This window comes from Asticcacaulis endophyticus (genome assembly GCF_014652575.1).
In the GTDB taxonomy this organism is placed as follows: Bacteria; Pseudomonadota; Alphaproteobacteria; order Caulobacterales; family Caulobacteraceae; genus Asticcacaulis; species Asticcacaulis endophyticus.
The window spans coordinates 562893-587457 of the sequence record NZ_BMZB01000001.1 but is presented as its reverse complement, the minus strand read 5'-3'; the positions used below and the strand labels follow the sequence as shown (position 1 = coordinate 587457).

General features: G+C 56.9%; 20 protein-coding genes. 15 read left to right on the top strand and 5 right to left on the bottom strand.

What is annotated here, in order from left to right:
- Positions 1-73 precede the first annotated feature (73 nt).
- From truB to rplS, 8 genes are all read left to right on the top strand, one after another.
- Positions 74-1027, top strand: coding sequence for a tRNA pseudouridine(55) synthase TruB (gene truB, locus IE102_RS02715; protein ID WP_189484835.1), 954 nt, complete (start codon positions 74-76; stop codon positions 1025-1027).
- A 22-nt stretch (positions 1028-1049) separates the two neighbouring features.
- Positions 1050-1319, top strand: a complete 270-nt coding sequence (gene rpsO, locus IE102_RS02710; RefSeq protein ID WP_189484834.1) for a 30S ribosomal protein S15 — start codon at positions 1050-1052, stop codon at positions 1317-1319.
- A gap of 293 nt (positions 1320-1612) precedes the next feature.
- Positions 1613-3853: a polyribonucleotide nucleotidyltransferase gene (gene pnp / locus IE102_RS02705; protein ID WP_189484833.1), complete on the top strand. Its 2241-nt coding sequence runs from the start codon at positions 1613-1615 to the stop codon at positions 3851-3853.
- Between the two features lie 140 nt (positions 3854-3993).
- Positions 3994-4578: a hypothetical protein gene (locus IE102_RS02700; protein ID WP_189484832.1), complete on the top strand. Its 585-nt coding sequence runs from the start codon at positions 3994-3996 to the stop codon at positions 4576-4578.
- On the top strand, positions 4571-5263 hold the full coding sequence (locus IE102_RS02695; protein WP_189484831.1) for a pentapeptide repeat-containing protein: 693 nt from the start codon (positions 4571-4573) through the stop codon (positions 5261-5263). Before IE102_RS02700 ends, IE102_RS02695 begins: the two co-directional genes overlap by 8 nt.
- Positions 5264-5411: 148 nt before the next feature.
- Positions 5412-7796, top strand: a complete 2385-nt coding sequence (locus tag IE102_RS02690) for a TonB-dependent receptor (RefSeq protein WP_189484830.1) — start codon at positions 5412-5414, stop codon at positions 7794-7796.
- A 197-nt stretch (positions 7797-7993) separates the two neighbouring features.
- Complete coding sequence (gene trmD, locus IE102_RS02685) at positions 7994-8722, top strand: tRNA (guanosine(37)-N1)-methyltransferase TrmD (protein WP_268247444.1); 729 nt, start codon at positions 7994-7996, stop codon at positions 8720-8722.
- Positions 8723-8767: 45 nt separating this feature from the next.
- Entirely contained in the window at positions 8768-9199 is a 432-nt protein-coding gene (gene rplS, locus IE102_RS02680; protein ID WP_189484828.1) for a 50S ribosomal protein L19, read from the top strand.
- Positions 9200-9285: 86 nt separating this feature from the next.
- On the opposite strand, the gene IE102_RS02675 is transcribed toward rplS, so the two are convergent.
- Complete coding sequence (locus tag IE102_RS02675) at positions 9286-10569, bottom strand: PDDEXK-like family protein (RefSeq protein ID WP_189484827.1); 1284 nt, start codon at positions 10567-10569, stop codon at positions 9286-9288.
- A 153-nt stretch (positions 10570-10722) separates the two neighbouring features.
- On the opposite strand from IE102_RS02675, the gene IE102_RS02670 reads away from it, so the two are divergent.
- The gene (locus IE102_RS02670; protein WP_189484826.1) at positions 10723-11865 is read left to right on the top strand and encodes a PQQ-dependent sugar dehydrogenase; all 1143 of its coding nucleotides are present in this window, start codon (positions 10723-10725) and stop codon (positions 11863-11865) included.
- Between the two features lie 112 nt (positions 11866-11977).
- Here the strand turns inward: IE102_RS02670 and IE102_RS02665 are convergent, their stop codons facing one another.
- The 4 genes from IE102_RS02665 to IE102_RS02655 all read right to left on the bottom strand — a co-directional run bounded on the left by IE102_RS02665 (position 11978) and on the right by IE102_RS02655 (position 14787).
- Positions 11978-12175 (bottom strand): hypothetical protein, encoded by a 198-nt coding sequence (locus IE102_RS02665; RefSeq protein ID WP_189484825.1) that lies wholly within the window; start codon positions 12173-12175, stop codon positions 11978-11980.
- Positions 12176-12243: 68 nt separating this feature from the next.
- Positions 12244-13059, bottom strand: coding sequence for a hypothetical protein (locus IE102_RS02660; RefSeq protein WP_189484824.1), 816 nt, complete (start codon positions 13057-13059; stop codon positions 12244-12246).
- A gap of 88 nt (positions 13060-13147) precedes the next feature.
- Positions 13148-13282, bottom strand: coding sequence for a hypothetical protein (locus tag IE102_RS17960; RefSeq protein ID WP_268247443.1), 135 nt, complete (start codon positions 13280-13282; stop codon positions 13148-13150).
- Between the two features lie 2 nt (positions 13283-13284).
- Positions 13285-14787: a CoA-acylating methylmalonate-semialdehyde dehydrogenase gene (locus IE102_RS02655; protein ID WP_189484823.1), complete on the bottom strand. Its 1503-nt coding sequence runs from the start codon at positions 14785-14787 to the stop codon at positions 13285-13287.
- A gap of 101 nt (positions 14788-14888) precedes the next feature.
- Between IE102_RS02655 and IE102_RS02650 the strand changes: the two genes are divergently transcribed.
- From IE102_RS02650 to addA, 6 genes are read left to right on the top strand one after another with little or no spacing between them, the layout of a single operon-like run.
- Positions 14889-15776 carry a GNAT family N-acetyltransferase gene (locus tag IE102_RS02650; RefSeq protein ID WP_189485975.1) on the top strand — a complete coding sequence of 296 codons (888 nt, stop codon included), beginning with the start codon at positions 14889-14891 and terminating at the stop codon, positions 15774-15776.
- A complete protein-coding gene (gene tsaE / locus IE102_RS02645; RefSeq protein WP_189484822.1) occupies positions 15773-16222 on the top strand; it encodes a tRNA (adenosine(37)-N6)-threonylcarbamoyltransferase complex ATPase subunit type 1 TsaE in 450 nt (149 codons plus the stop codon). The genes IE102_RS02650 and tsaE overlap by 4 nt, the downstream gene beginning before the upstream one ends.
- Before the next feature lie 7 nt (positions 16223-16229).
- Positions 16230-17309 (top strand): N-acetylmuramate/N-acetylglucosamine kinase AmgK, encoded by a 1080-nt coding sequence (amgK, locus tag IE102_RS02640; RefSeq protein WP_189484821.1) that lies wholly within the window; start codon positions 16230-16232, stop codon positions 17307-17309.
- Positions 17306-18022, top strand: coding sequence for an N-acetylmuramate alpha-1-phosphate uridylyltransferase MurU (murU, locus tag IE102_RS02635; protein ID WP_189484820.1), 717 nt, complete (start codon positions 17306-17308; stop codon positions 18020-18022). The genes amgK and murU overlap by 4 nt, the downstream gene beginning before the upstream one ends.
- Complete coding sequence (addB, locus tag IE102_RS02630) at positions 18019-21036, top strand: double-strand break repair protein AddB (RefSeq protein ID WP_189484819.1); 3018 nt, start codon at positions 18019-18021, stop codon at positions 21034-21036. The genes murU and addB overlap by 4 nt, the downstream gene beginning before the upstream one ends.
- The gene (gene addA, locus IE102_RS02625) at positions 21033-24536 is read left to right on the top strand and encodes a double-strand break repair helicase AddA (RefSeq protein ID WP_189484818.1); all 3504 of its coding nucleotides are present in this window, start codon (positions 21033-21035) and stop codon (positions 24534-24536) included. Before addB ends, addA begins: the two co-directional genes overlap by 4 nt.
- The last annotated feature ends 29 nt before the right edge of the window (positions 24537-24565 follow it).

Sequence of the window (24565 nt, the reverse complement as noted above, 5' to 3'; positions counted from 1 at the left end):
ACCAATACAAACTCTATCCTGAACAATGGGATGGCAGATGCATAAGTGATCCCGAACAAGATTAGGAAAGAACTTGGCACGCACTAAAAAAGGCGATCCGGTCAGCGGCTGGGTCTGTCTCGATAAGCCCTATGATATGGGATCGACCGATGCGGTCTCGAAAATCCGCCGGTTGTTCAATGCCCAGAAGGCCGGTCATGCCGGTACGCTCGATCCACTGGCGTCAGGCATATTGCCGATAGCCCTCGGTGAAGCGACCAAGACCGTGCCCTATCTGATGGAAGCCGATAAGGTTTATCGCTTTCGCATCAAATGGGGTCAGACCACCAACACCTATGACGCTGAGGGTGCGGTTACGGCCGCGTCCGATTTGCGTCCGGATGAGGCCGCTATCCGCGACGTTCTGCCTGCCTATATTGGCGACATCGAGCAGGTGCCGCCCGCCTTTTCGGCCATTAAGGTCGATGGCAAGCGTGCTTATGATCTGGCCCGTGACGGTATTGAGGTTGAGTTGGAGGCCCGCACGGTGCGGGTTTTCGATCTGCGCTTAGAGGCCATCATCAGCCCCGATGAGGCCGAGTTTGTGCTCCACTGCGGCAAAGGCACCTACGTGCGCTCACTGGCCCGCGATATCTGTCTTGATCTGGGGGCGTGCGGCCATGTTTCGTACCTGCGCCGGGAGCGCGTCGGGGCCTTTGACCTGACCAACACAAAAACACTGGATAATCTGACGGAAATGGTGCATAGAGCCGCCTCCTTGGAGGCTTTGCTTCCGGTTGAGACGGCGCTGGACGACATCCCGGCGTTGCCTGTGACCGAAGATGAGGCTTTTAAGCTCAAGCGGGGTCAGGCTTTGACCCTTCTGCCGCGTCAGGTTGAGCTGCTCAAAAGTGCCTTTGAAATCCGCCACAATGCGGGCCGAAAAGAGCACCTCAGAACGGTTCAGGCGCGTCACGAAGGTGAGGTGCAGGCCCTGTGCGAATTGCGGGCAGGCCAGTTATGGCCCACCCGGATTTTAAACCCTTAATTTCTCAATAAGGAGAAACCCGATGTCGATCACTCCCGACCGTAAGGCCGAACTGATCCATACCCACGCCCGCGGCGAAGCCGATACGGGTGGCGCTGAAGTCCAGATTGCAATCCTCACCGAGCGCATCACCAATCTGACCGAGCACTTCAAGACGCACAAAAAAGACAACCATAGCCGCCGTGGCCTTCTGAAGATGGTTTCGCAGCGTCGTCGTCTTCTGGACTACCTCATTTCTCGTGACACCGACCGCTATAAGGCGATCATCGAGACTCTGGGTATCCGCCGCTAATCCTTGCGGACACATCACAAAAAGGGCTTGGGGCCAAACCTCAAGCCCTTTTTGCTTATTCGCGGCGCATCACCGCGAAGTCACGGCTAAGTGACGCTATCCGCCCCTCAACAAAAAGTTCAATGGAACTTTCGCGTAAAATGCGATATTGGGCGCGGGCATAGTTAAAATATCGATGCACTCTAAAATGTCGCGCTTCGATTCCGAAAACCCCCAAAACAACACACGGGCACTGTTCGGAAAGCGCTTCGCACCATTGGGAATGGGCCTGATGGGAACTGAAAGAAAAACATATGTTTGATATCAAAAGAAAAACAATTGACTGGGCTGGCCGTAAGCTGACCCTGGAGACCGGCCGTATCGCGCGTCAGGCAGATGCTGCGGTTCTGGCAACCTACGGGGAAACCACGGTTCTGGCCACCGTCGTGTACGCACGCTCGCCAAAGCCGGGTCAGGATTTCTTCCCGCTGACCGTCAACTATCAGGAAAAGACCTTCGCCGCCGGCAAGATCCCCGGTGGTTATTTCAAGCGCGAAGGCCGCCCGTCTGAAAAAGAAACCCTGGTGTCGCGTCTGATCGACCGTCCGATCCGCCCGCTGTTCGTTAAGGGCTTTAAGAACGAAGTTCAGGTCGTCGTGACCGTCCTGTCGCACGACATGGAAAATGATCCGGACATTCTGGCTATGGTCGCCACTTCGGCAGCGCTGACCCTGTCGGGCGTGCCGTTCATGGGCCCCATCGGTGGTGCCCGCGTTGCCCTGATCAATGACGAATATGTTCTGAACCCGACCGTTGATCAAACCAAGGAATCCTCGCTTGATCTGGTCGTTGCCGGTACTCAGGACGCCCTGATGATGGTCGAATCCGAAGCCCAGGAACTGGGCGAAGACAAGATGCTGGGTGCTTTGATGTTCGCCCATGCCGGTATGCAGCCGGTCATCGAAGCGATCATCGAAATGGCCGAACATGCCGCCAAGGAGCCGTTCGAGTTCGAAGCCGAAGACTTCTCAGAAGTCGTCACCAACATCAAGGGTCTGGTCGGCAACGTTATCCGCGAAGCCTATACCCATCAGGGTAAAGAGCAACGCCGCAACGCCGTCGGCGACGCCAAGAAAAAGGCCGCCGCTGCCCTTGTGAAGTCCGATGAAAACCCGGACGGCGTCGATGCCGCCATCTTCGGTTCGGCTTTTAAGGAATGTGAAGCCGACGTTCTGCGCCGCGACATCATCGATCATGGCCGCCGCGTTGATGGCCGTCCGGTCGATAAGGTCCGTCAGATCGTGTCGGAAGTCGGCATCTTGCCGCGCACCCACGGTTCGGCCCTGTTTACCCGCGGTGAAACTCAGGCACTTGTGGTGGCGACGCTGGGCACCGGCGATGATGAGCAGTTCATCGACAGCCTGGAAGGCACCTACAAAGAAAAGTTCCTTCTGCACTATAACTTCCCTCCATACTCGGTGGGTGAAACTGGCCGTATGGGCTCGCCCGGTCGTCGCGAAATCGGCCACGGTAAGCTGGCCTGGCGTGCGATCCGTCCGATGCTGCCGTCGGCGGAAGAATTCCCGTACACCGTGCGCGTGGTCTCTGAGATCACCGAATCCAATGGCTCGTCGTCGATGGCCACCGTCTGCGGTACGTCGCTGGCACTGATGGATGCGGGTGTGCCGCTGAAGTCGCCGGTATCGGGTATCGCTATGGGCCTGATTCTGGAAAAAGACGGCTTTGCGGTTCTGTCGGACATTCTGGGTGACGAAGATCATCTGGGCGACATGGACTTTAAGGTCGCCGGTACCGTCAACGGCATCACATCGCTGCAAATGGACATCAAGGTTCCCGGCATCACCGAGGAAATCATGACCAAGGCGCTGCGTCAGGCTAACGAAGGCCGTCTGCATATCCTGGAAGAGATGAACAAGGCCATTTCCGGTGCCCGTGAAGAGCTGGGTGAGTTTGCGCCTAAGATCGAAACCATCAAGATCGCCACCGACAAGATCCGTGAAGTGATCGGCACCGGCGGTAAGGTCATTCGCGAAATCGTCGAAAAGACGGGTGCTAAGATCGATATTGCTGACGACGGCACCATCAAGATCTCGGCCTCTGAGCAGTCCAAGATCGATGCCGCCCGCGAGTGGGTTAAGTCGATTGCCTCTGAGCCCGAAGTCGGCGCCATCTATAATGGTAAGGTCGTGAAGGTCGTCGATTTCGGCGCGTTCGTGAACTTCTTTGGTGCCAAGGACGGCCTGGTCCACGTCTCCCAGATCAAGAACGAAAAGGTCGCAACCGTTGCCGACGTTCTGAAAGAAGGCGACGAAGTCAAGGTCAAGTTCATGGGCTTTGACGATCGTGGCAAGACCAAGCTGTCGATGAAGGTCGTTGATCAGGAAACCGGCGAAGACCTGTCTGAAAAGCTGGCGGCTGAACGCGCGGCCCGCATCGAGGCCGGTGAGGAAGTGCCGTCGGAAGAACGTGCTGAGCGCTCCGACCGTGGTGATCGCGGCGACCGCCGCCCGCCGCGCCGTCCGCGCCGGGATTAATGGGGTGAAGGGGCCTGTGGCCCCTTCTTCTTTAATAGATAAAAAGAGAGGCGATCCCGCTAAGGGATCGCCTCTCTTTTTACTTCTCAAGGCGAGGGGTCACGAACCCCTCGACCCCATAATCGCACGGTGTTATGCTAATGAAGCAAGGCGAGAAAATGGTAGAACAAGAATACTATCCAGACTATCACGAACACAATGACTTTGGGCCGGCTATGTTGGCGCTAAGTCATTTTATCATTAATTGGAATTGGGTAGAGCATTATTTTAATGTGGTCTTATGGCACTATGCGGGCGATATACAAGTAGGTGCAATGTATACAGCGGGTTTGGGAAACCAATCTAGAGCCGATACTTTATTGGTATTGTCAAAAGCCAAAGAAAAAAATCCTTTAATTCTAGATTTTACTGAATTTTCCGTTTCAGTTTTTGGAAAGTTAAAGTCTAATAGAAACTCTTTAGCTCATTCTCATAGTATCGCACGTGATATAAATGAAGAAAAACCTAGATGGATACGCAGTTCAAACAACCCTAAGTCTAGCCATGTATATGTTTATGCAGACCTTGATGATATCGTTGAAAATTTAAATGCCTGCGGCGCACTAAGCAAAAATCTGCTAGAGCTATCTTTAATACAGATGGGAAAAGGAAATACAGCTTTATTGACTAAATTTCCGGTTCCAAAAGTTTTGTTACCTCATTCAGTTGCTTACGGAAATGAATAATTTTATTGAACAGTTAATTCTCACCGACCAAATTCTCGACCGTGCAGCCATCCTCTTGCTGGCCAATAAGGGCGAGCCGGTAAAGCTTGCGGGCTGCGAGCTGGAAGAGATCGACCTGTCTGATTTTATCCTGAACGCCTGGGTGTTTGAGGACTGTATCCTGCGCAAAACCAAATTCAAATCGACAAAACTGGAACATGCTCAGTTCATCGGCTGCAAGGGCGGGCAGGCCGATTTTACCTCCGCTGATCTGACCGAAGCGCAGTTCACCGCCTGCGATTTCAACAACACTTTATTCAAAGGCACCGTCCTGCCGCAGGCGGCCTTCAAGCGCTGTAAGCTGACCGGTGCCAATTTCAGCGACAGCCGCAATATCGACGTGACCTTTGAAGAGTGTCGCCTGAACGACACGCATTTGCGCGGGTTTTCATTCAGCAAGCAGACGCTGAAATCGCTGGATATGCACAATGCCGATCTGCAACGCTGTGATTTCAGAAAAGCGGTGTTTGAGGACTGCTCTTTGCGCGATGCGATCCTGGATAATGCCCGGTTTGAAGGCGCTGACCTGCGCGGTACGGACATTGGCGGGGTGCGCCTAGAGGATGCCCGCCGCTTCAAAGGGGCGACCATTTCGCGCGCTCAGGCCGCAGAACTTCTGTCCGAACTGGGCCTTAAAGTGCTATAAGCCATAGGCCGGTATCCATAAACCGGCTCAGGTTTCCGTAGCGTAAGGTAAGCGTTATCATCAACCGCAAATAGCTTGTGACCCGTTTGAAAACCGGCTACGCAACGGCCGTTGCTTTCGAGTGACATCGTTATAACTGGAAAATTTAATGCACTCAAAAACCTTTAAGGCCTCGCTGGGGAGCGCTAGGGCCTTAACTGCTACCGCCATAACAAGCGTCGTGGCGATGGCGGGCGCATATGCCGTACCGGCGTATGCGGACACCGAAGACGTGACTGAAGTTGTGGTCACGGCCCAGAAACGGGCGGAACCTTTGGCGACAACGCCATTGTCGGTCGCGGTCGTCACGGGCGACCAACTCAGGCAAGCCGGGGCCCATGACCTCAAAGACCTGCAAAGCCTGACGCCGTCGCTGATCATCACCTCCACCGCCAACGAAGCCCAGACCACGGCCCGCCTGCGCGGCATCGGCACGGTCGGTGATAATCCGGGTCTGGAATCCTCGGTCGGTGTGGTGATCGACGGCGTGGTGCGGGCGCGTACCGCCACGGCCATGAGCGATCTGGGCGAGGTTGATCGTGTTGAGATCCTCAAAGGCCCGCAGTCGGGCCTGTTCGGAAAGGGCGCGTCGGCTGGCCTTATTCAGGTCGTCACCAAAGCGCCGGAAATGGCCCCGCGTCAGACCCTGGAGCTGACCGCCGGTGAGCACGGCACGCTGGGGGTTTCTGGCTATGCCGCCGGGCCGCTTAGTGACACCGTGGCCGGGTCGCTGAACCTGACCTACCGCAGCCGTGAGGGTCAGTACAAAGTCCATACCGGCAATGGCCCGCGTAGCGACGCCCGCGACAATGATCAGAACTATTACTCAGTGCGCGGACAGTTGTTGTTTACGCCCAATGACACCGTGACCGTGCGCGTGATCGGTGACTATACCAAGCGCGATGAAAACTGCTGCGCCGGTGTGGCGGTGGCGAAGGGCGCAACATCCGCCTATATCGACCTGCTGGCGCCCGATAGCGGTGTGGCGCAAATGATCAATATCGAGGGCCGCGAAGTCTGGTCCAACCGCTCGACCGCCCAAAGTCTGACTGATACCGGCCTGTCGGTTGAAACCGTGGTGCGGCTGTCCGACACGATCGACCTGACCTCGATCACGGCGGCGCGTCATTGGGATCACACCAATGGCTATGATGCGGATTTCTCATCAGCCGATATCTATTACCGCGAACCCGACGGCGCGTTCGGCAACCGCTTTGATACCTTAAGCCAGGAACTGCGCGTGGCGGGCCGCACGACAGTGTTTGACTGGATGGTGGGTCTTTATCTGTCGTCCGAGGATTTGGAACGCCACGATCAGTATATTTACGGCTCGGCGTTTGAGCCCTATCTGGGGCTGTTGCTGTCCGGGGGTGCCAATATCAACCGCGTCTCGCAGCTTACCGGGCGTCCCGTGGGGCAATCGTTTGTGGCCGGTGAAGGCATGAACGACGTCTATAACCAGAAAGAGCGCAATATTGCTCTGTTCACGGACAATAGCTGGCATGTCACCCAAGCCGTGACGGCAACCTTGAGTCTGCGCGTCAATAAACAGGATCAGACCCTGATCAGCCGCCATACAAATTCGGACAGCGGTGTGGCCTGTGCGGCGGCTCAAACCTTAAATATCGGTGGGGTTGGCACGATCTGTCAGTCTTTTGCCAATCCGGCCTTTAATGCCCTGTCCTATGGCCAAAGCCATGAGGAAGAGGCCACGACCGGGTCGTTCCGTGTGAAATGGCAGACCCTGCCGTCGCTGATGACCTATGCGTCCTATGCGCGCGGCTGGAAAGGGGCGGGCTATAATCTCGACCGCGAACAGACGGCGGCCTTTGCGGCGGATACCGACACAGCCTTTGCGGCGGAGACCTCGGAATCCTATGAGATTGGCCTTAAGGGCCGGTGGTGGCGGGGGCGGTTGGCGCTGGATGCCGCCGTCTTTGATCAGGCGTTTGAGGATTTTCAGCTCAATACCTTTCTGGGCACCAGCTTCCTTGTGAAGTCGATCCCGGAGCTGAAATCGCGCGGTGTGGAGCTTGAAACGCGCTACAGCATTCCATCACTCGGTCTGAAACTGTGGGGCGGGGCGACCTTTGCCGAGGCTCAATTCGGGCCGCAGGTGGTTGTGGGCCTTCCCGCACTGACTGATCGGCGGGCGGCATTTGCACCGAAATGGTCGGTGACGTCCGGTGTGGATTATCAGCGTGAGGTCGCGAACTGGACGCTGCGGGCCAATCTGACGGCGCGTTATAATTCGGCCTATAATACCGGCTCAGATCTGGCGGCGATTAAGATACAGGACGCGTTTACGCTCCTTAACGGTCGTCTGTCCCTTTTGAGACCGGATGATAGTGTAGCGGTTGAACTGTGGGGCCAGAACCTGACTGATGAGACCTATTATCAGGTCGTGTTTGGTGCCCCGTTCCAGTCAGGGACGTTTAACGCGTTTTTGTCTCAGCCGAGGACGATCGGGTTGACGGTGCGCCTCAAGCGCTAGTTTGCGTCCTTCGACATAACCATGTTAAAGGCCTGACGCCTCTTCCTCCTCCCCTGTCTACGGGGGAGGTGGCATAGGGCCGTCAGGCCCGAAGCCGGAGGGGGCAATGCCACCAACTCCCCCCTCCACCCCGAAGGCAAGCCTTCGCGGTCCCCCTCCCCCGTAAACGGGGGCGGAGATAGATAACGAGTATAGCCTTGCAAGAAAGCGCATCTGCTCCCTACGCCGTGTCGGTGCTGACCATGTTCCCGGAAGCTTTTCCGGGGCCGTTGGATGTATCGGTCATCGGCAATGCTAGAAAAGAATCTGGGCTTTGGACGCTGGAAACGGTGGACATTCGCGCCTTTTCGAGCGATAAGCGCGGCTTCCTAGACGACACCCCTGCGGGTGGCGGCCCCGGACAGGTGCTCAAAGCGGATGTTATCGCCAAAGCGCTTGATTCGATTGATGTTTCCAATCGACCGCTCATTTACATGAGTGCCCGTGGCAAACCATTGACGCAAGGTCGGGTTCGCGAATGGTCTAAGGCCCAAGGCCTTATTGTCCTGTGCGGGCGGTTCGAAGGGGTGGATCAGCGGGTGCTCGATGCCCGCGGGTTCGAAGAAATCAGCGTTGGCGATGCCGTCCTTGCGGGCGGTGAATCGGCGGCAATGGTGACGATTGAGGCGACGTTGCGGCTTATTCCGGGGGTTCTCGGCGCATCGGCCAGCCTTGATAATGAAAGCTTTGAGGATGGTCTCCTTGAACACCCGCAGTATACAAGACCGCGGACGTTTGAGGGCCTCGACATCCCCGAAGTGCTGTTAAGCGGCGACCACAAAAAGGCGGCGCTCTGGCGGCAACAGATGCGAGAGGCAACCACGAAAGAACGACGTCCCGATCTATGGGCGGCGCATCTTTCCAAATCACAGGCAAAAGGCGATTAAGCCTCAACAGTGTGCCAACCGGCACCTACAATATTGGAGACCATAATGAACCTGCTTCAAAAGCTCGAAGCCGAAGAATGCGCTAAGCTGCGCGCCGGCAAATCCTTTCCTGAATTCCAGCCGGGCGACACCGTCCGCGTCAGCGTCAAGATCAAAGAAGGCGACCGTGAGCGCGTCCAGGCCTACGAAGGCGTTTGCATCGCGCGCGCTGGTTCCGGCATCAATGAAAATTTCACCGTCCGTAAGATCAGCTTCGGCGAAGGCGTAGAGCGCGTATTCCCGCTGCTGTCGCCAATGATCGACGGTATCGAAGTCAAGCGTCGCGGTGTCGTGCGTCGCGCCAAGCTGTACTATCTGCGCGACCGTCGTGGTAAGTCGGCCCGTATCGTTGAGCGTTCGCAAAACTCGACCCGCGGCTCCAAGGGCGCTGAACTGCGCGCCCAGATGGCCAGCAAGAGCGAAGCTTCCGAAGGTTAAACGCCTTTATGTTAGATTAAATAAAAAACCCACTTGCGATTTTCGCAGGTGGGTTTTTTATTGTTCGGTCATGCGGAAGCCTTACCTCAAGATGCAACAGATTGTCCGTATGGTCTGAACTCAGGCAAAATCTCCGCAATCGCCTCGAAGTAAGGCGCAAACCTTGCCAGCAGTTTGATCATCGCGTCTGAGATTTCCTTGGCGTCCTGAATGTTATCTATATCGACGGCGTTATTTTTCAGGAATTTGGAGTACTTTTTACCAGCCTCCGCTGCGCCGGACTGGAAGCGGATATCTTTAAGGTCTTGGGCTTCAGCCAATGATTTAATGCGCTCGATGATGTCTGCTCGAAATTTGGAGTCGGCAATTGGGCCGACTTCGGCGATCAGACGCAACTTGCCCTTTGTACCGTCTTCGCCAGTCTCCAGTCGAAACCAGCAGATCATCGGATAGCCTGCCCACCATTTTTCACAACCAGCCCAGCTACAAAGGCCGCTACCCAAATTCGTAAACCAGCTTTCCGGTAGAAAACTGTACTTCCAATGGTTATGCCAGTCATACATAAACCGGCCATGCCCTGTTTCTGTAATCCCACCGCTTTCAAGATTTTCACCGAATAATGCTTCTGCAGCTATTATAAAATCTGTGGCTGCTCCATGCTCCATAATAAAATCCAGCACCTTTTTATGTGTGCGATAAAGATCACGAGCAAGCTGTTCCATATCGTTTTGATCTTGGCTCATGCCGGTTTCTTCCTCAATAATTTCTATATAGTGTCGCAAAAAGGTAGTCACTTCCGCGCCTAAAGCCTGTCCCGCCTGTGCAACCATCGGCGATAGAATTTCAGCTACGGTTTCATAACTTATCGGCACATAGGCTGGATCGTGTGGCTCCTCCTCCAGCAGGGTCAGGAATATGCCGCGCACGGTCATATCAGGATAAATCGATCTGACCTTTTCAGCATATTTAACCAACTGCCCTTCGTGCTGGCGGTTATAATATTTGTTCTCGATAACAAAGGCCCATTTGTACTTGGGCGAAAAGACGAAAATATCGATGTTTTGCCATTCGCGCCGAACTTCGACATCGCGCAAATCAGCCTGAACAATATCGAGCGCGGTGGGTTTGTCCTGCCACCTCTTTCCCCGCAGCACCTCGCTCAGGAATGCTTTCAGAAACCGGTCACCTAAACCGTGGGTTTCGAGCGGGCTCATCAGCCAGCTTAAAATCGACGAATGACGGATCTCCATGCCTTCCATCTTCATGATCCGGATCGGATTGAAGCGGTTGAGATAAGCACCTAATTGATCCATACCGGCATTATTGACGAACAGGGCTTCCAGCTCATCAGTTTCCAAATTACCAGTCATTTCAAGCACCCCCAACATCTATATGATTCAAAATCCCAAGCTAGTTTACTCGATCACCATGGCAAGTAATGTATAATTAAACCCCTTTGTGACTTCACAGAGGGGTTTTTTATGATCTAAACTGACCGCTATAAACATTTCACAGGTGGTAAAATGAAGCGCTCAAACTGGATGATGGGGATTGCCCTCAGTGTGATGGCGGTGACGGCGGCGTGCAATAAGCCCGCAACCTCCCAGAACGCAGCGCCTGCCGCAGAGGCCACCGAATCCTTTGAGGTTGTGACCTATGCCGAAGGGCTGGAGCAGCCGTGGGGCATGGCCTTCCTGCCGGACGGGCGTCTGCTGGTCACCGAAAAAGCCGGACGCTTGCAGGTCATCTCCAAGGACGGCAAGCCTAAACTGGTCAGCGGTACACCGGCGGTGGCCAATGACGGGCAGGGCGGGCTGTTGGGCGTGGCGGTCGATCCGGACTTTGCCCAGAACCAGTATATCTACCTGTCGTTTTCGGAACCCGGTGAAGGCGGTGTGGCGGGCACGTCCGTGGCGCGCGCCAAGCTTTCCGGGCAAGTCCTGACCGACCTCAAGGTCATCTGGCAGCAGAGCCCGAAGGTCAAAAGCAACAACCACTGGGGGTCGCGCATCGTCTTCGCGCCTGATGGCAAGCTGTTTATCACCACCGGCGACCGGGCGTCCTTTCGTGAAAAGGCGCAAGACCTGACCTATACCTTCGGCAAGGTCATCCGCATCAACAGTGACGGCACCATCCCGCAGGACAACCCGTTTGTCGGTCGCAGCGATGCCAAGCCGGAAATCTGGTCATACGGTCACCGCAATATGCAGGGGGCGGCGATCAATCCGGCGACCGGCAAGCTGTGGACCAATGAGCACGGCGCGCAGGGCGGCGATGAGATCAACGCGCCGGAAGCCGGTAAAAACTATGGCTGGCCGGTCATCACTTGGGGCGTGGACTATAGCGGCGCCAGGATCGGCGAAGGCACCACCAAGTCCGGCATGGAACAGCCGGTTCATTACTGGAACCCGTCGATCGCGCCGTCCGGCATGTTGTTCTACACCGGCGATGCCTTCCCGACCTGGAAGGGCGACCTGTTTATCGGCTCCCTCAAGTTCCAGTATCTGAACCATATCAAGCTCGACGGCACAAAGGTCGTGTCGGAAACCAAACTGCTGGAAGACGAAGCTGAACGCATCCGTGACGTGGTTCAGGGGCCGGATGGTTTGATCTATGTCGCCTACGACAGCGGTGATGGCCGAATTGTGCGCCTGCAGCCGAAGTAGTGGGGTCACAGACCCCACGCCCCATTAGTGAACATATGCGGGGCTATTCACGATATACCGATAGTGCTTGAGGGACATGGAGGTCATTCATTAATCTTGCTAAAAAATGCGCCTACGTTTTCCTGTTTTTTATCAAAAGCCAAATACCATATATGATGCCTATCAACGCCATTAATGGATACAAAAATGGCAGATGAAAAGACCATCTTTGTTCAATTATTGAAGCGACAACATCACCGATTAAAGGCAGAAGCATCAGTCGAAACGGCTGGCTTGCTGCCTCCATTTTTGGATTTTTAAACCAAGCCATTTCTCACACCAAATTATTCCTGCATCGGTTTGGAGAAACCGTCAGGGGTTGGGATCGTAAGCGTGCGATTACTGAACCGTCGTGACTTCCGGGGCACCGGGGCCATAGTCGCCAGTGGCCTGTGGTTCGGCTGAGGCGCTGTAGGCTTCGGGGGCGATGGTAGCCGGGGCCGGTTCTGCGGCCGCAGAGGCTGACGGTGCGGGGGCTACGGTCTCAAGCAGGCTGCCCGCCGGGGCTTTTTCAGGCGCACCCAAATCCTCACGCACGAAATGATACATCTTTTCGTCCGAACAGGCGCAGACCTTAAGCTTATTGTCCTTATCGCGCCACATAACGATCGGATAGCGCACTTCGACGCCATTGGCCCGCAGCAGGGGCTCAAGCTGATCCTTGAAGTCACGGCTGGCCTGCACCACGGCCGAGCGTGCCAGATCACCATCCGCCGGACGGATACCGGGCGCGGCCCAGGCCTTAACCGGCGTGGTGCGCCAGGCTTCGTACAAAGACCAGTTCCGGTTAAGCCACAGCTCAGCAATGGTGGAACGCTCAGCCGGAGTTGATTTTTGCAGGCCCTCAACGTCAGCCGGGGCAAAGGCAATCACGCGGCGGTCAACACCAATGGCGGCGAATTTCGGAAACTCCTGATCCTCATAGGTGCTGCATTCCTTGCAGTCGCGGAAGGTGATCACATAAAGCGGCGGGCCTTCGGTGCCAGAGGCGACATAACCGGCTGAGTCTAAAAGCTTTTGGATGGCGGCTTGCTCTTTTTCGACCGTGATCGGCTTATAGCGCTCAAAATAGTTCCAGTAGGCCCACCAGCCGACCCCTACGACCGTCGATACAATCAATAGCGTTAGTGCCGCCCACAGAAAGAACTTACGCATGAAAACCCCCAAAACCGCCAAAAGCCCCTTAAGCCGCGACGCAGCCATATTAACCATGATACACTGTTATCGCGGCGTTTGTTAAGGGTCAGGACAGATTATATAAACCGATCAGGGCAAATACCACACACACCACCATGATGGCCCATAGGGTTAGGTAAGGTTTCATCGCCTTGGGGCGGCGCTTATCCTCGTTAAGTTTGGCTTCATTGGGCTTGGTCATACTTACCCCATTTGCGGCATGATGTAAGAGGTTTCGCCGTCTCCAGCCTTATGTTCGGGCCAGCGAGCGGTGACGGTTTTCACCTGAGTATAGAACCTAATCCCCTCCATACCATGCTGGTTCATATCGCCAAAGGCCGAACGCTTCCAGCCGCCGAAGGAATGGTAGGCGACCGGCACGGGGATGGGGACATTGATACCGACCATACCGACCTGCACCGACAGGGCAAAATCACGCGCCGCCCGACCTTCGCGGGTGAAGATGGCGACGCCATTGCCGTAAGGGTGATCGGACGCCAGCCCTACCGCCTCTTCGAGACTACCTGAGCGCACGATTTGCAGGACGGGGCCGAAGATTTCCTCCTGATAGGTTTTCATGTGTGGCTTGACATGGTCGAACAGAACCGGCCCAATGAAGAAGCCGTTTTCATAGCCTTTGACAGTGATATCGCGATTATCGACCACGATTTCCGCCCCTTCGCGTATCCCCAGATCGACATAGTCCGAGACGCGCTGTTTGTGCGCCGCCGACACCACAGGGCCATAGTGGGCGGTTGGGTCAGTGCTTGCGCCCACCTTAAGGGTCTTGATTTCGGCGATCAGCTTTTCGCGTAAAGCTTCCGCGGTTTTGTCACCGACCGCGACCACAACGGGCAGGGCCATGCAGCGCTCACCGGCCGAGCCGAAGGCTGCCCCCATGATATCCTTAACCGCTTGATCCAGATCAGCGTCGGGCATGATGATGCCGTGGTTTTTGGCCCCGCCCATCGCCTGCACGCGTTTGCCGGTGTCGGCGCACATCCTATAGACGCTGTGGGCGATGTCAGACGATCCGACAAAGCTGACGGCGCGAATGGCCGGATGGGCGCAGATGGCCTCAACCATATCCTTATCGCCATGGACGACATTGAGCACGCCTTTGGGCGCGCCCGCCTCTAATAGCAGCTCCGCCAACCGGTTAGGCGCGGACGGGTCTTTCTCGGATGGCTTAAGGATAAAGCAGTTGCCGGTGGCAATGGCTGGCCCAAACATCCACATCGGGATCATGGCCGGGAAGTTGAACGGGGTAATGCCGGCCACGACCCCCAGCGGCTGACGGATCGACCAGACGTCGATATCCGGCCCTGCGCCATAGGTGAACTCACCCTTGAGCGCGTGCGGGATGCCGCAGCAAAATTCGATGACCTCCAGCCCGCGCTGGATGTCGCCCTTGGCGTCGCTGATGACCTTGCCATGTTCATGTGAGATCAGTTCGGCCAGTTCATCCATATGGACCTCTAACAGGGCCTTGAAATTGAACATGACCCGTGCGCGCCGCTGCGGGTTCAGGCGCGACCAGTCCTTAAAGGCCGCCTGAGACGACGCCACGGCGGCCTCCAGATCGGCGGTATCGCCAAGCTGAACCTGCGCAGTTTGCGTGCCCAAAGACGGATTGAACACCGGCCCCATGCGTTGATCTGGACGGCTTAGGTACGCGCCGTCGACAAAGTGGGTAATAGTTTTCATATCGGCCTCCGGCATTTTGTGATCACAGTCTATACCCAAAGTTTAAAGCTTGCCAAGTTATACCCCTTGTCAAGCGGGCGCATTTGGGCAACATCTGCGCCATGCACGACCTCTATGCCGATACTCTGTCCTTAGCCGGAACCGTAAAACCGTCCGGCCTGCATATTGTTGATGTGCTGATCCATGAGCGGGCGCCGCGCCTGGTGGCCTCGCCCCTGTGGCCGGTGATGCGACCTGTTCTTTATGGTGTTCTGGGCTATGGCGCGGCGGTGGGCATGGCCGATGCGATAGCGCCTCTGTCCGGTCAGGCCGCCCTTGATCATGTATCGGGTTTGTTGTCGCTGGAGGTCGTGACACAAAACCTTGAGCGCGTGCCCGCGTCTGGCCGGTGCGTGGTGGTGTGCAATCACCCGACCGGCATAGCCGACGGCGTGGCGGTCTATGATGCGCTGAAAAAACGCCGCAACGACCTGATCTTTTTTGCCAATGCTGATGCTTTGCGCGTCAGCCCGCGGCTTGATGAGGTACTGATCCCGGTCGAATGGGTTGAGACCAAGCGCACACGCGAAAAAACACGCGCGACCCTGATGGCTGCCAAAGCGGCGTTCGAGGCGGAGCGCTGTGTAGTATTGTTTCCGGCGGGGCGGCTGGCGCGCAAACGGGACGGCATTCTGCGTGACCCGGACTGGGCGACAACGGCCGTGTCATGTGCGCAAAAATATCAGGCGCCGGTGGTGCCGGTCCATGTCGCCGGGCCAAACTCAGTCTGGTTTCATAGTTTCGATAAGATTTCCAAAGAGTTGCGTGATGTGACTCTGTTTCTGGAACTGCTCAATAAGGCCGGTAAGCGCTTTGACCTGACGGTCGGGCCGGTGATTGCGCCGGACAAACTTACCGGAGAGGTGTCGGTGGTGTGCGCGGCGGTGAAGGACTATGTCGAAACCAAGCTGTGTCATGGCGATTCTGCCTTTACGGGGGTGGGGTCATGATAGCGGAAACTGTATGGCTCAAGGATGCAACGGCGACCGAAGCCTTGGGTGCACGCATCGGCCAAAGCTTGAAAACGGGCGATATTGTTTATCTTACCGGCGATCTGGGCGCCGGGAAATCCTGTCTGGCGCGCGGATTGATCCGTTCACGGACGAATGCCGATCAGGATGTGCCATCACCGACATTTACGTTAGTGCAAACCTATGAGGCCGAGGGTGTGGACATTGCCCATTTTGATCTTTACCGCCTGACCGATCCCGAAGAGGTTTATGAGATCGGCCTGTTTGAATTGACAGAAGACCATGCCTGCCTGATCGAGTGGCCGCAGCGGCTGGGCCATCTGGGCTTTGAAGATTATCTGGAAATCCATCTCGAAGCGGGTCAGGATGAACACGGACATCAGGGACGGATCGCAACCCTGACCCCGCATGGACAGTATAGATAAGCTACGCATGAGCCCTGACCGAGAGACGCAAAAAATCGCTTTTCTTAAGGCCCACGGCCTTGAGGGCATGGCGCGCCAGCCCTTACCGGGAGACGCCTCGACGCGCCGTTATGAGCGGTTAAGCGCGGATGGGCGCAGCCTGATGCTGATGGATCAGGCCCCCCTGCCGGAGTTGATCCCGTGTCCGCCACAGGCTGATTATGCTGAGCGCAAACGGTTAGGTTATTTCGCCATGACGCGCCTGTCAGCGGGCCGGATCGAGGCGTTTGCGGCTTGTGCCGCCTATTTACGCACACAGGGCCTGTCGGCGCCGGAAATTGTGGCCTTTGATGCGCAGGCCGGATTTCTGGTGTCTGAGGATCTGGGCGATGGCCTGTTTGCCCGCCTGATCGAGCAGGGCGAGGACGAAATTAGCCTCTATCTGTCGGCGGTGAAGGCGTTGGCCGTGCTGCATCAAACCCCGCCGCCTGACACTCTGCCGGGTGGGTGGCCGCTGATGGTTTATGATGATCTGGCACTGAAAACCGGGGTCGATCTGTTTATCGAATGGTATCCGAAATATGATCCATCGCGTATGCTGAGCGATCAGGCAAAGTCGGATTGGGAGGCGGTCTGGGCACCGATACGAACGCGGGCTCAAGCGGGTGCGTCGGTCTTTATTCACCGCGATTTCCATGCCGAAAACCTGCTGTGGCTGCCGGAACGGGAGGGCTATCGTCGGGTGGGTCTGATTGATTTTCAGGACGCCCTCAAGGGCCACCCAAGCTGGGATCTGCATTCCCTGCTGCAGGATGCGCGCCGGGATGTGTCACCGGACATTGAGGCGGCGGCCTTAGAGCATTATTTCAGTTTGCGTCCCGGCGTTGATCGGGATGAATTTATGAGCATGTATCAGGCGCTGGCGACGCTCAATGAAGCGCGCATTTTGGGCGTGTTTGCCCGCCTGATTATCCATTTTAACAAGCCGCGTTATGAAGCTTTTATGCCGCGCATGTGGGGTCACCTGTCCCGTAATCTTAAAGCGCCACATTTGAAACCGGTGCGCGACTGGTTTGAAGCGAACGGTTTCGGAGACAAACTGTCATGAGCGCACCGACAACGGCTTTGATGCTGGCGGCAGGCCTCGGCACCCGCATGCGGCCGCTCACCAATGATCGCTCCAAGGCTTTGGTTGAGGTTGGCGGTAAGGCCCTGATCGACCATATGATTGACCGGCTGATTGCGGCGGGCTTTACGCGCTGCGTGGTCAATGTCCACTATTTCGCCGACCGGCTGGAGGCGCATTTACGGCAACGCACAGATGTTGAGATCGTCATTTCTGATGAGCGCGAAAAGCTGCTCGAAACCGGCGGCGGCCTGAAAAAAGCCCGGCCACTGTTGGGGGATGAGCCAATTTTTGTCGCCAATATCGATAGTGTGTGGATCGAGGATGATGACGGGGCGGCGATGGCCGATATGGTCGCGCGCTGGGACCCTGAACGCATGGATGCGATCCTGATGCTGGCACCAATGCAGCGTTCCAGCGGGTTTGACGGCGCGGGAGATTTCACATTGTCCGATGACGGACGAATTGCGTTTAGAGGCGACGCGCCATCTGCTCCCTACAACTATATGGGCGTGCATATCACCAAGCCTGATATCGCCGATCATGTGGCAGACGACGCCTTTTCCCTGTCACCTATCTGGCGCGAAAAGGCGGCGGCGGGCCGATTGTTTGGCAGCGTGATGCACGGTGACTGGATGCACGTCGGTGATCCGGTGGCGCGCGATGTCGCTGAAGCCAGACTGGCCATTAAATGACCGGGCTTTTCTCATCAGAGGGCCCGCGCTGGTACTCCATCCCGTCGGGGCGGTCGTTTCTGGATGATCTGGCGCGCGGGCTTTATGACGATCTGGGGCCGCTGGGTTTAAGTGAGGCGCAAATCCTGACGCCAACCCGGCGCGGGGCGCGGGCTATGGCGCGGGCATTCTCAGAACTGGCGCACGGCGGGGCGCTGCTGCTGCCGCAGGTACGGGCTATCGGTGATCTGGATGAGGGCGAGCCGCCGTTTGATTTGGAATTTCTGGCGCTTGATTTGCCGCCAGCCTTAAGCTCAACGCGGCGGCGGTTTGAACTGGCGCGGCTGGTCATGGCGCACTATCGCCCCGATGACTATGAGATGACGTCGAAGGTGGCGCTCGAACTGGCGTCATCCCTGTGTGGATTTTTTGACTCTCTGGCGCTTGAAGAAGTTGACGCCTCCGACCGGCTGGACGATCTGGTTCATCACGAAGCCGCCTCTCAATATGTGATCGATGAGTGGGCAAAGCACTGGCAGGTGTCAGCGAAATTCCTGTCGATCGTGGTGCATGAATGGCCACGAAGACTTAACGAGCTGGGCCTGATGGACCCGTCCCAGCGGCGGGTGGCGCTGATCCGCAAACTTGGGGAACAATGGACCCTGCGCCCACCGCAACATCCGCTGGTGCTGGCCGGATCGACCGGAACGGCGCCGTCCATGGCCGATCTAATGGGGCTGGTGGCGAACCTGCCGCAAGGGGCGGTGGTGCTGCCGGGGCTTGATTTGTCACTGGATGACAAGGCGTGGCGTCAGGTTGAAGATTCCCACCCCCAGGGGGCGATGAAGCGCCTTCTGGAACGGCACGGCGTCGCGCGGGTTGGGGTAAAGACGTGGCCGGCATCGGTTGAAACGGAACGCGGTCCGCGGGCGCGACGGCGGCTGCTGAATGAGGCGCTACGGCCCGCTCAGGCGACTGAGGACTGGTTGCAGCAGATTGCCACTATGAAATCCGAGGCTGACGCTTCTGGATTTGATCCGTTCACGGAAGGTCTGCGCGGTCTGAACCTGATTGAGGCACGTCAGGACGAAGATGCAGCGGCTCAGATCGCGGTTCTCATGCGCGAAACGCTGGAGATGCCGGATAAGATTGCCGCTCTGATCACGCCGGATATCGGTCTGGCGCGGCGGGTGAGTGCACATCTGAGCCGTTGGGGTCTGGCCGCAGACTCATCGGCCGGTGAGCCGCTGGCCCATAGTCTGACCGGACGGTTTTTGCTGGATGTTCTGGCGCTGGCGGTCGATCCTCTTGATCCGGTTCGGTTGTTGTCGGTGTTGAAACATCCATTTGGGCGGTATCGCGATCAGGCTGACCTGATTGACCGGGTGGGTTTGCGAACTGTGCGTCCGCGTGACATGGCTGAGGTCACGTCGCGACTGGATAAATACCCGGAGGTGCAAGGGGTATGGCTCGATTTTTCGACGCGGATCAGCGCATGGCAGGATGGTTTTACCGCCCCGCGTGACCTGAGTGATTTTGTGCGCACATTTGTGGCCACAGCGGAAACCCTGACGCGCGAGGACGGTCAGATGCTGTGGCAGGGGGCGGCGGGGGCGTCAGCCTCGGCGCTGTTGTCCGGTCTGATCACCGAAGGCGAAGGGTTTGAGGTCACCTCTGCTGATGATTTTGCCGATATTGTCGGCCATATGATCAAGACGGAGACCCTGCGCACCGGCGGCAACACTCATCCGCGTCTGCTGATTTTGGGGGCGATCGAAGCGCGTCTGGTCAAGGCGGATCGGCTCATTCTGGCGGGCCTTGAGGACGGGGTGTGGCCACAGTCGCCGCCGCTTGACCCGTTTCTGACGCGGCCGATGCGTAAGGCCTTGGGCCTGCCGTCGCCAGAGCGGCGCACCGGATTAGCGGCCCATGATTTTATCCAGGCGGCGTCCGCTGAGGATGTCTGGCTGATCACCCGTAAGCGCCGCGAAGGTGAGCCCCAGGTTATGTCGCGCTGGCTGTGGCGGCTGAAAACCCTGTGTCAGGGGGCGAAGGTTGCGATTGCCGACGCGCCGCATATTGCCGACTGGGCCCATCAACTGTCCGAAGCGGTAATAGATGCGCCGGACAGCCTGAAACCGGCGGCACGGCCTGATCCGCGTCCGCCTGCCGAGGTGCGGCCCAATTCGATGAGTGTGACCGAAGTCGAGAAATTTGTGCGCGATCCCTATGCCATATACGCGCGGCGGATTTTGAACCTCAGACTGCGCGACCGGGCCAATGAGCCTTTCGAGCAAAGACGGCGCGGCAATGCGGTTCATGAGGCGGCGGAAAACTTTGTATTGCAAGGACATCCGTTGGGGGCTGCGGGTGAGGCAGCGTTTATAGATTTGATGGAACAGGCCTTGCGTGCTGAGAATCTGACCGAGGCGGAAATCGCATTGCAGCGGCCATTGTTTGGCGACTGGGCGCAGCATTTTGTGGCTTTCGAGGCCGAGCGCCGCGCCGGTAAACCGCGATTCATCATCGAAAAAGAGGGCGCTTATAATTTTGAGACCGCGCAAGGCACATTCACGCTCAAAGCCCGCGCCGACCGGATCGAAGTGCGCGAGGACGGCATCGATATACTCGATTTCAAGACGGGCCAACCGCCTTCGGCGAAGGAGGCGGTCGCCGGTTTTTTCCCGCAACTGACCTTGACGGCGGCGATTGTGAAGTACGGGCTTTTTGACGGGATGCGCCATGATAAGCCGATCGGCGACCTGCTCTATGTGCGCCTGTCGCCGGATGGGGCCAAACTGAAACCGGTAGCGGAAAAGGGCATGAGTTCGGACGAACTGGCCGATCAGGCGCTAGATAAATTCAAGACCCGCATCGAAGCTTACGGCAAGGCGTCTCAGCCCTACCGGTCATGGGTCGCGCCGAAGTATCTCAAGAAAAAAGGTGATTACGATCAGCTGGCCCGGCTCTATGAGTGGCACATTATGGGTGATGAGGATGCGTCGTCAGACGCGCCTGCGGAGGACGAGGCATGACCCCGCAAAATGTCGCCGCTGATCCGTCCGCCCATGTCTTTGTCACAGCCAATGCCGGGTCAGGCAAGACGTCGACTCTGGTTAACCGGGTGGCGCGTCTGCTGCTGCGCGGGGCACGGCCTGAGCATATATTGTGCGTCACCTACACCAAGGCGGCGGCTGCGGAGATGCAGGGGCGGTTGTTTGCCCAACTGGGCGGCTGGGCGGTCATGGTGGACGATGAATTGTCGCAGCAACTGGCCAAAATCGGTGAGGATATCAGCGCGGAGAATCTGACCCGCGCGCGCACCCTGTTTGCGGGCGCGCTGGAGACACCGGGGGGGCTGAAGATCCAGACTATCCACGGATTTTGCGAAAAATTGCTGCGCCGGTTTCCGCTGGAAGCGGGGCTGTCGCCATCGTTCAAAATTCTCGATGATCTTGAGGCCAAGGCGCTGATGGCGCAGGCGCTGGAACGGCTATTGACCCTGACGGATGCTGAGGGTGTGCATGGCGACATCAGCGGACGTGACCGGCTGATCAGAACGCTACGGGTGGCGAATTTTGAGAAATTGCTGCGCCAGTTTTCGATGCAGCATGAAGATATACTGGAAAGTGTTGCGGCCCTGATCGGGCAGGCACGGGATAAGGGTATATCTGAAAAAGAATATTTATATCAATCGGTTGGACTTCCTGAAGCTCTGTCGCCGGATGAGCTGACGGCGCAGCTTTTAGGGCGGCTGAACTGGGGCGATATTAAATCTCTGGCGCAATCGCTATCGATTTCCAAGGGTAAGACCGATCAGGAGCGAGGAGCTGCGTTTCTTGAGTTACATGAGCAGTACCTCAACCAAAAGCCTGTTGATATTAGCACTCTGATCAATGTGTTTTTGACCGCTAAGGGTGAGCTGCGCAAAACTTACTACACCAAGGATGTCGCACAGACCGACAAGGATTATCTCGACTGGCTGGCGCCCATTGTGGTCGAATATGTTGCGCAACATAATGCGGCGCGGATTGCTGAAATTACCTATGACGTCCTTATGTTGTTCATGGATTTCAGCGCGATTTACCGCACGCTTAAACGCCGGTCGGGGGCGCTCGATTTTCAGGATCTGATTGTCCAGACCCGGCGCTTACTGCATCAGACCGATATGTCATCCTGGGTGCTCTATAAGCTGGATGGCGGGCTGGAGCATATTCTGGTCGATGAAGCGCAGGATACGTCTGAGGATCAGTGGGCGATCGTTAAGGCCCTGACGTCCGAGTTTTTCGCGGGCGAGGGGGCCAGCCTTAAACTGACCAAAGCCGTGCGCACGGTCTTTGCGGTGGGTGATGAAAAGCAGTCGATCTATGGCTTTCAGGGGGCGCGGCCGGACAAGTTTCTTGAGACGCGGCAGTTTTACGATATGGCCGCCGTCAGTGCCGGTCAGGTGCTTAAAATCCCGGAATTGGTTCACAGTTTCCGCTCCCTGCCGCAGGTTTTGGGCTTTGTTGATGCGGTCTATGACGGCGATCCGGAACTGTCCTATGCCCTGACCTTCACCAGCAATGTCGTCAGGCACGCAGCGGTGCGCAATGATATCGGCTGCATCGAACTGTGGCCGCAGGTCATGCCGATTGATGCAGACGATACCGAAGATGATGGCACCGAGGTCGATCCGGTAGACAAAACCGGGGCCACACCGGCCAAGCGACTGGCGCAACAACTGGCCTTTCATATCAAATCCGAAATCGCTAGCGGGCGCGGGGTGATGGTCAAGGATAAGTGGCGGGCCATGCACGCCGGCGATGTGCTGATACTGGTGCGCAAACGCGACGCCCTGTTTGAAAATATTATCCGTGAACTAAAACAACAGGGCGTGCCCGTGTCGGGGGCCGACCGACTGAAGCTGTCCGAGCATATCGCTTTTCAGGATATCCGTACCCTGATGCGTTTTGCGATGCAGTCCGGTGATGATTTATCGCTGGCCTGTATATTGCGATCGCCGCTGTGTGACCTGAGCGAACAGGATTTGTACGATCTGTCGCAAGGCCGATCAGGTTCATTGTGGGGTACGCTTTTACAAAAACCGTCCGACGACGGGCGGTTTGATGATGCCCGCAGTTTAATGCAGTGGGTTCTGGCCGAAGCGCCCCGTCGGGCCGGGTTCGATTTTCTGGCGCGGCTCCTGAACCGGCGTGATCGCAATGGTCTGACCATACGGCAAAGGTTTTTGACGCGGCTGGGGCCAGAGTGCGAGGACGTGCTGGATGAGACGCTTGCCTTAGCGCTTAAAGGCGAAGGCATTGACGATATTGGCGTTGAGGCGTTCCTGAATTTGTGCGAGTTCAATGCCTCAGACATCAAGCGCGAGCAGGAAGAGGGCGGTGAGCGCGTCCGCGTCATGACCGTACATGGCTCAAAGGGTCTTGAGGCGCCGTGGGTGATTATCCCCATCGGGCCGAATTTCAAATCGAGCCGCAATGATGACCTGCTGCTGATCGACGATGATGGCGGCCTGTTTGTCGATGTCAAACCTGAGCGCGGCAAGGTCGACGCGATTACACGGTTCAAAGACGCCAAGGCGGAAAAGGATGAGCAGGAAGCCTTGCGGCTGTTCTACGTGGCCCTGACGCGGGCGCGCGATCGGCTGACGGTGTGCGGCTATCAGGGCAAACGCGCAGGCTCCGGCCGGTCTTGGTACGGTCTGGCCGCCGACGCATTTTCGCGCTTGCCGGTAGGTGAGGTGTCGGCGGTCGATATGGCGTTGCGGGCCGATTTTGGGCTCGATGATCCGGGTTGGGCGCAGGTCATGATTTACGGTGCGCGAGCCGGAACCTATGTGGCGGACGAAAAATCGGTGCGGGTGAAATCGCCTTTGCCCGCGTTTCTCACCGCCGGAGTTTATGGAGAGGATGATCCGTCCGCAGTGTGGCGGGCGGTGTCGCAAATGGGTGACGATGACCGGACGGAGACTGAGCGGTCGCCGTCGCCGCTGGCTATGCAAAAGGGGTTGGGCCGATACCGGCGCGGCAATCTGATCCATAAGCTGTTTGAAATCCTGCCCGATCTGGCACCTGATCAGCGTGAGGCGGTGGCTATCAAATACCTCGCCAAACAGCCTGACCTTGATGATGATCAGCGGGCGGAAATTACAGGTGCGGTCATGGCGGTGCTGAACGATGATCGCTTTGCCGAAGCCTTTTCGCCCAAATCCCGTCCCGAAGTGGCTCTGGCCGGTCAGATCGGTGTCAACGGGCGCGGCGAGCCGGTCTATCTGTCGGGCCGGATCGACCGTCTGGTGGTCAGCGATGATCATGTGTGGGTGATTGATTATAAATCCAACCGACCTGCGCCGGATCGCGCCGAAGATGCGGCCATCGACTATCAGCGTCAGATGGCGGGCTATGTTGCCTTGCTGCGCCAAATCTATCCGAAGGCGAAAGTCGAGGCGGCGCTGTTGTGGACTGACGGCCCGAAACTGACGCCGTTTTCCGATGATCTGATCACGGTTAGGTTAGCTGAACTCAGCCGCTAGATTTTATCGCGCATTTATATCCGAAAACC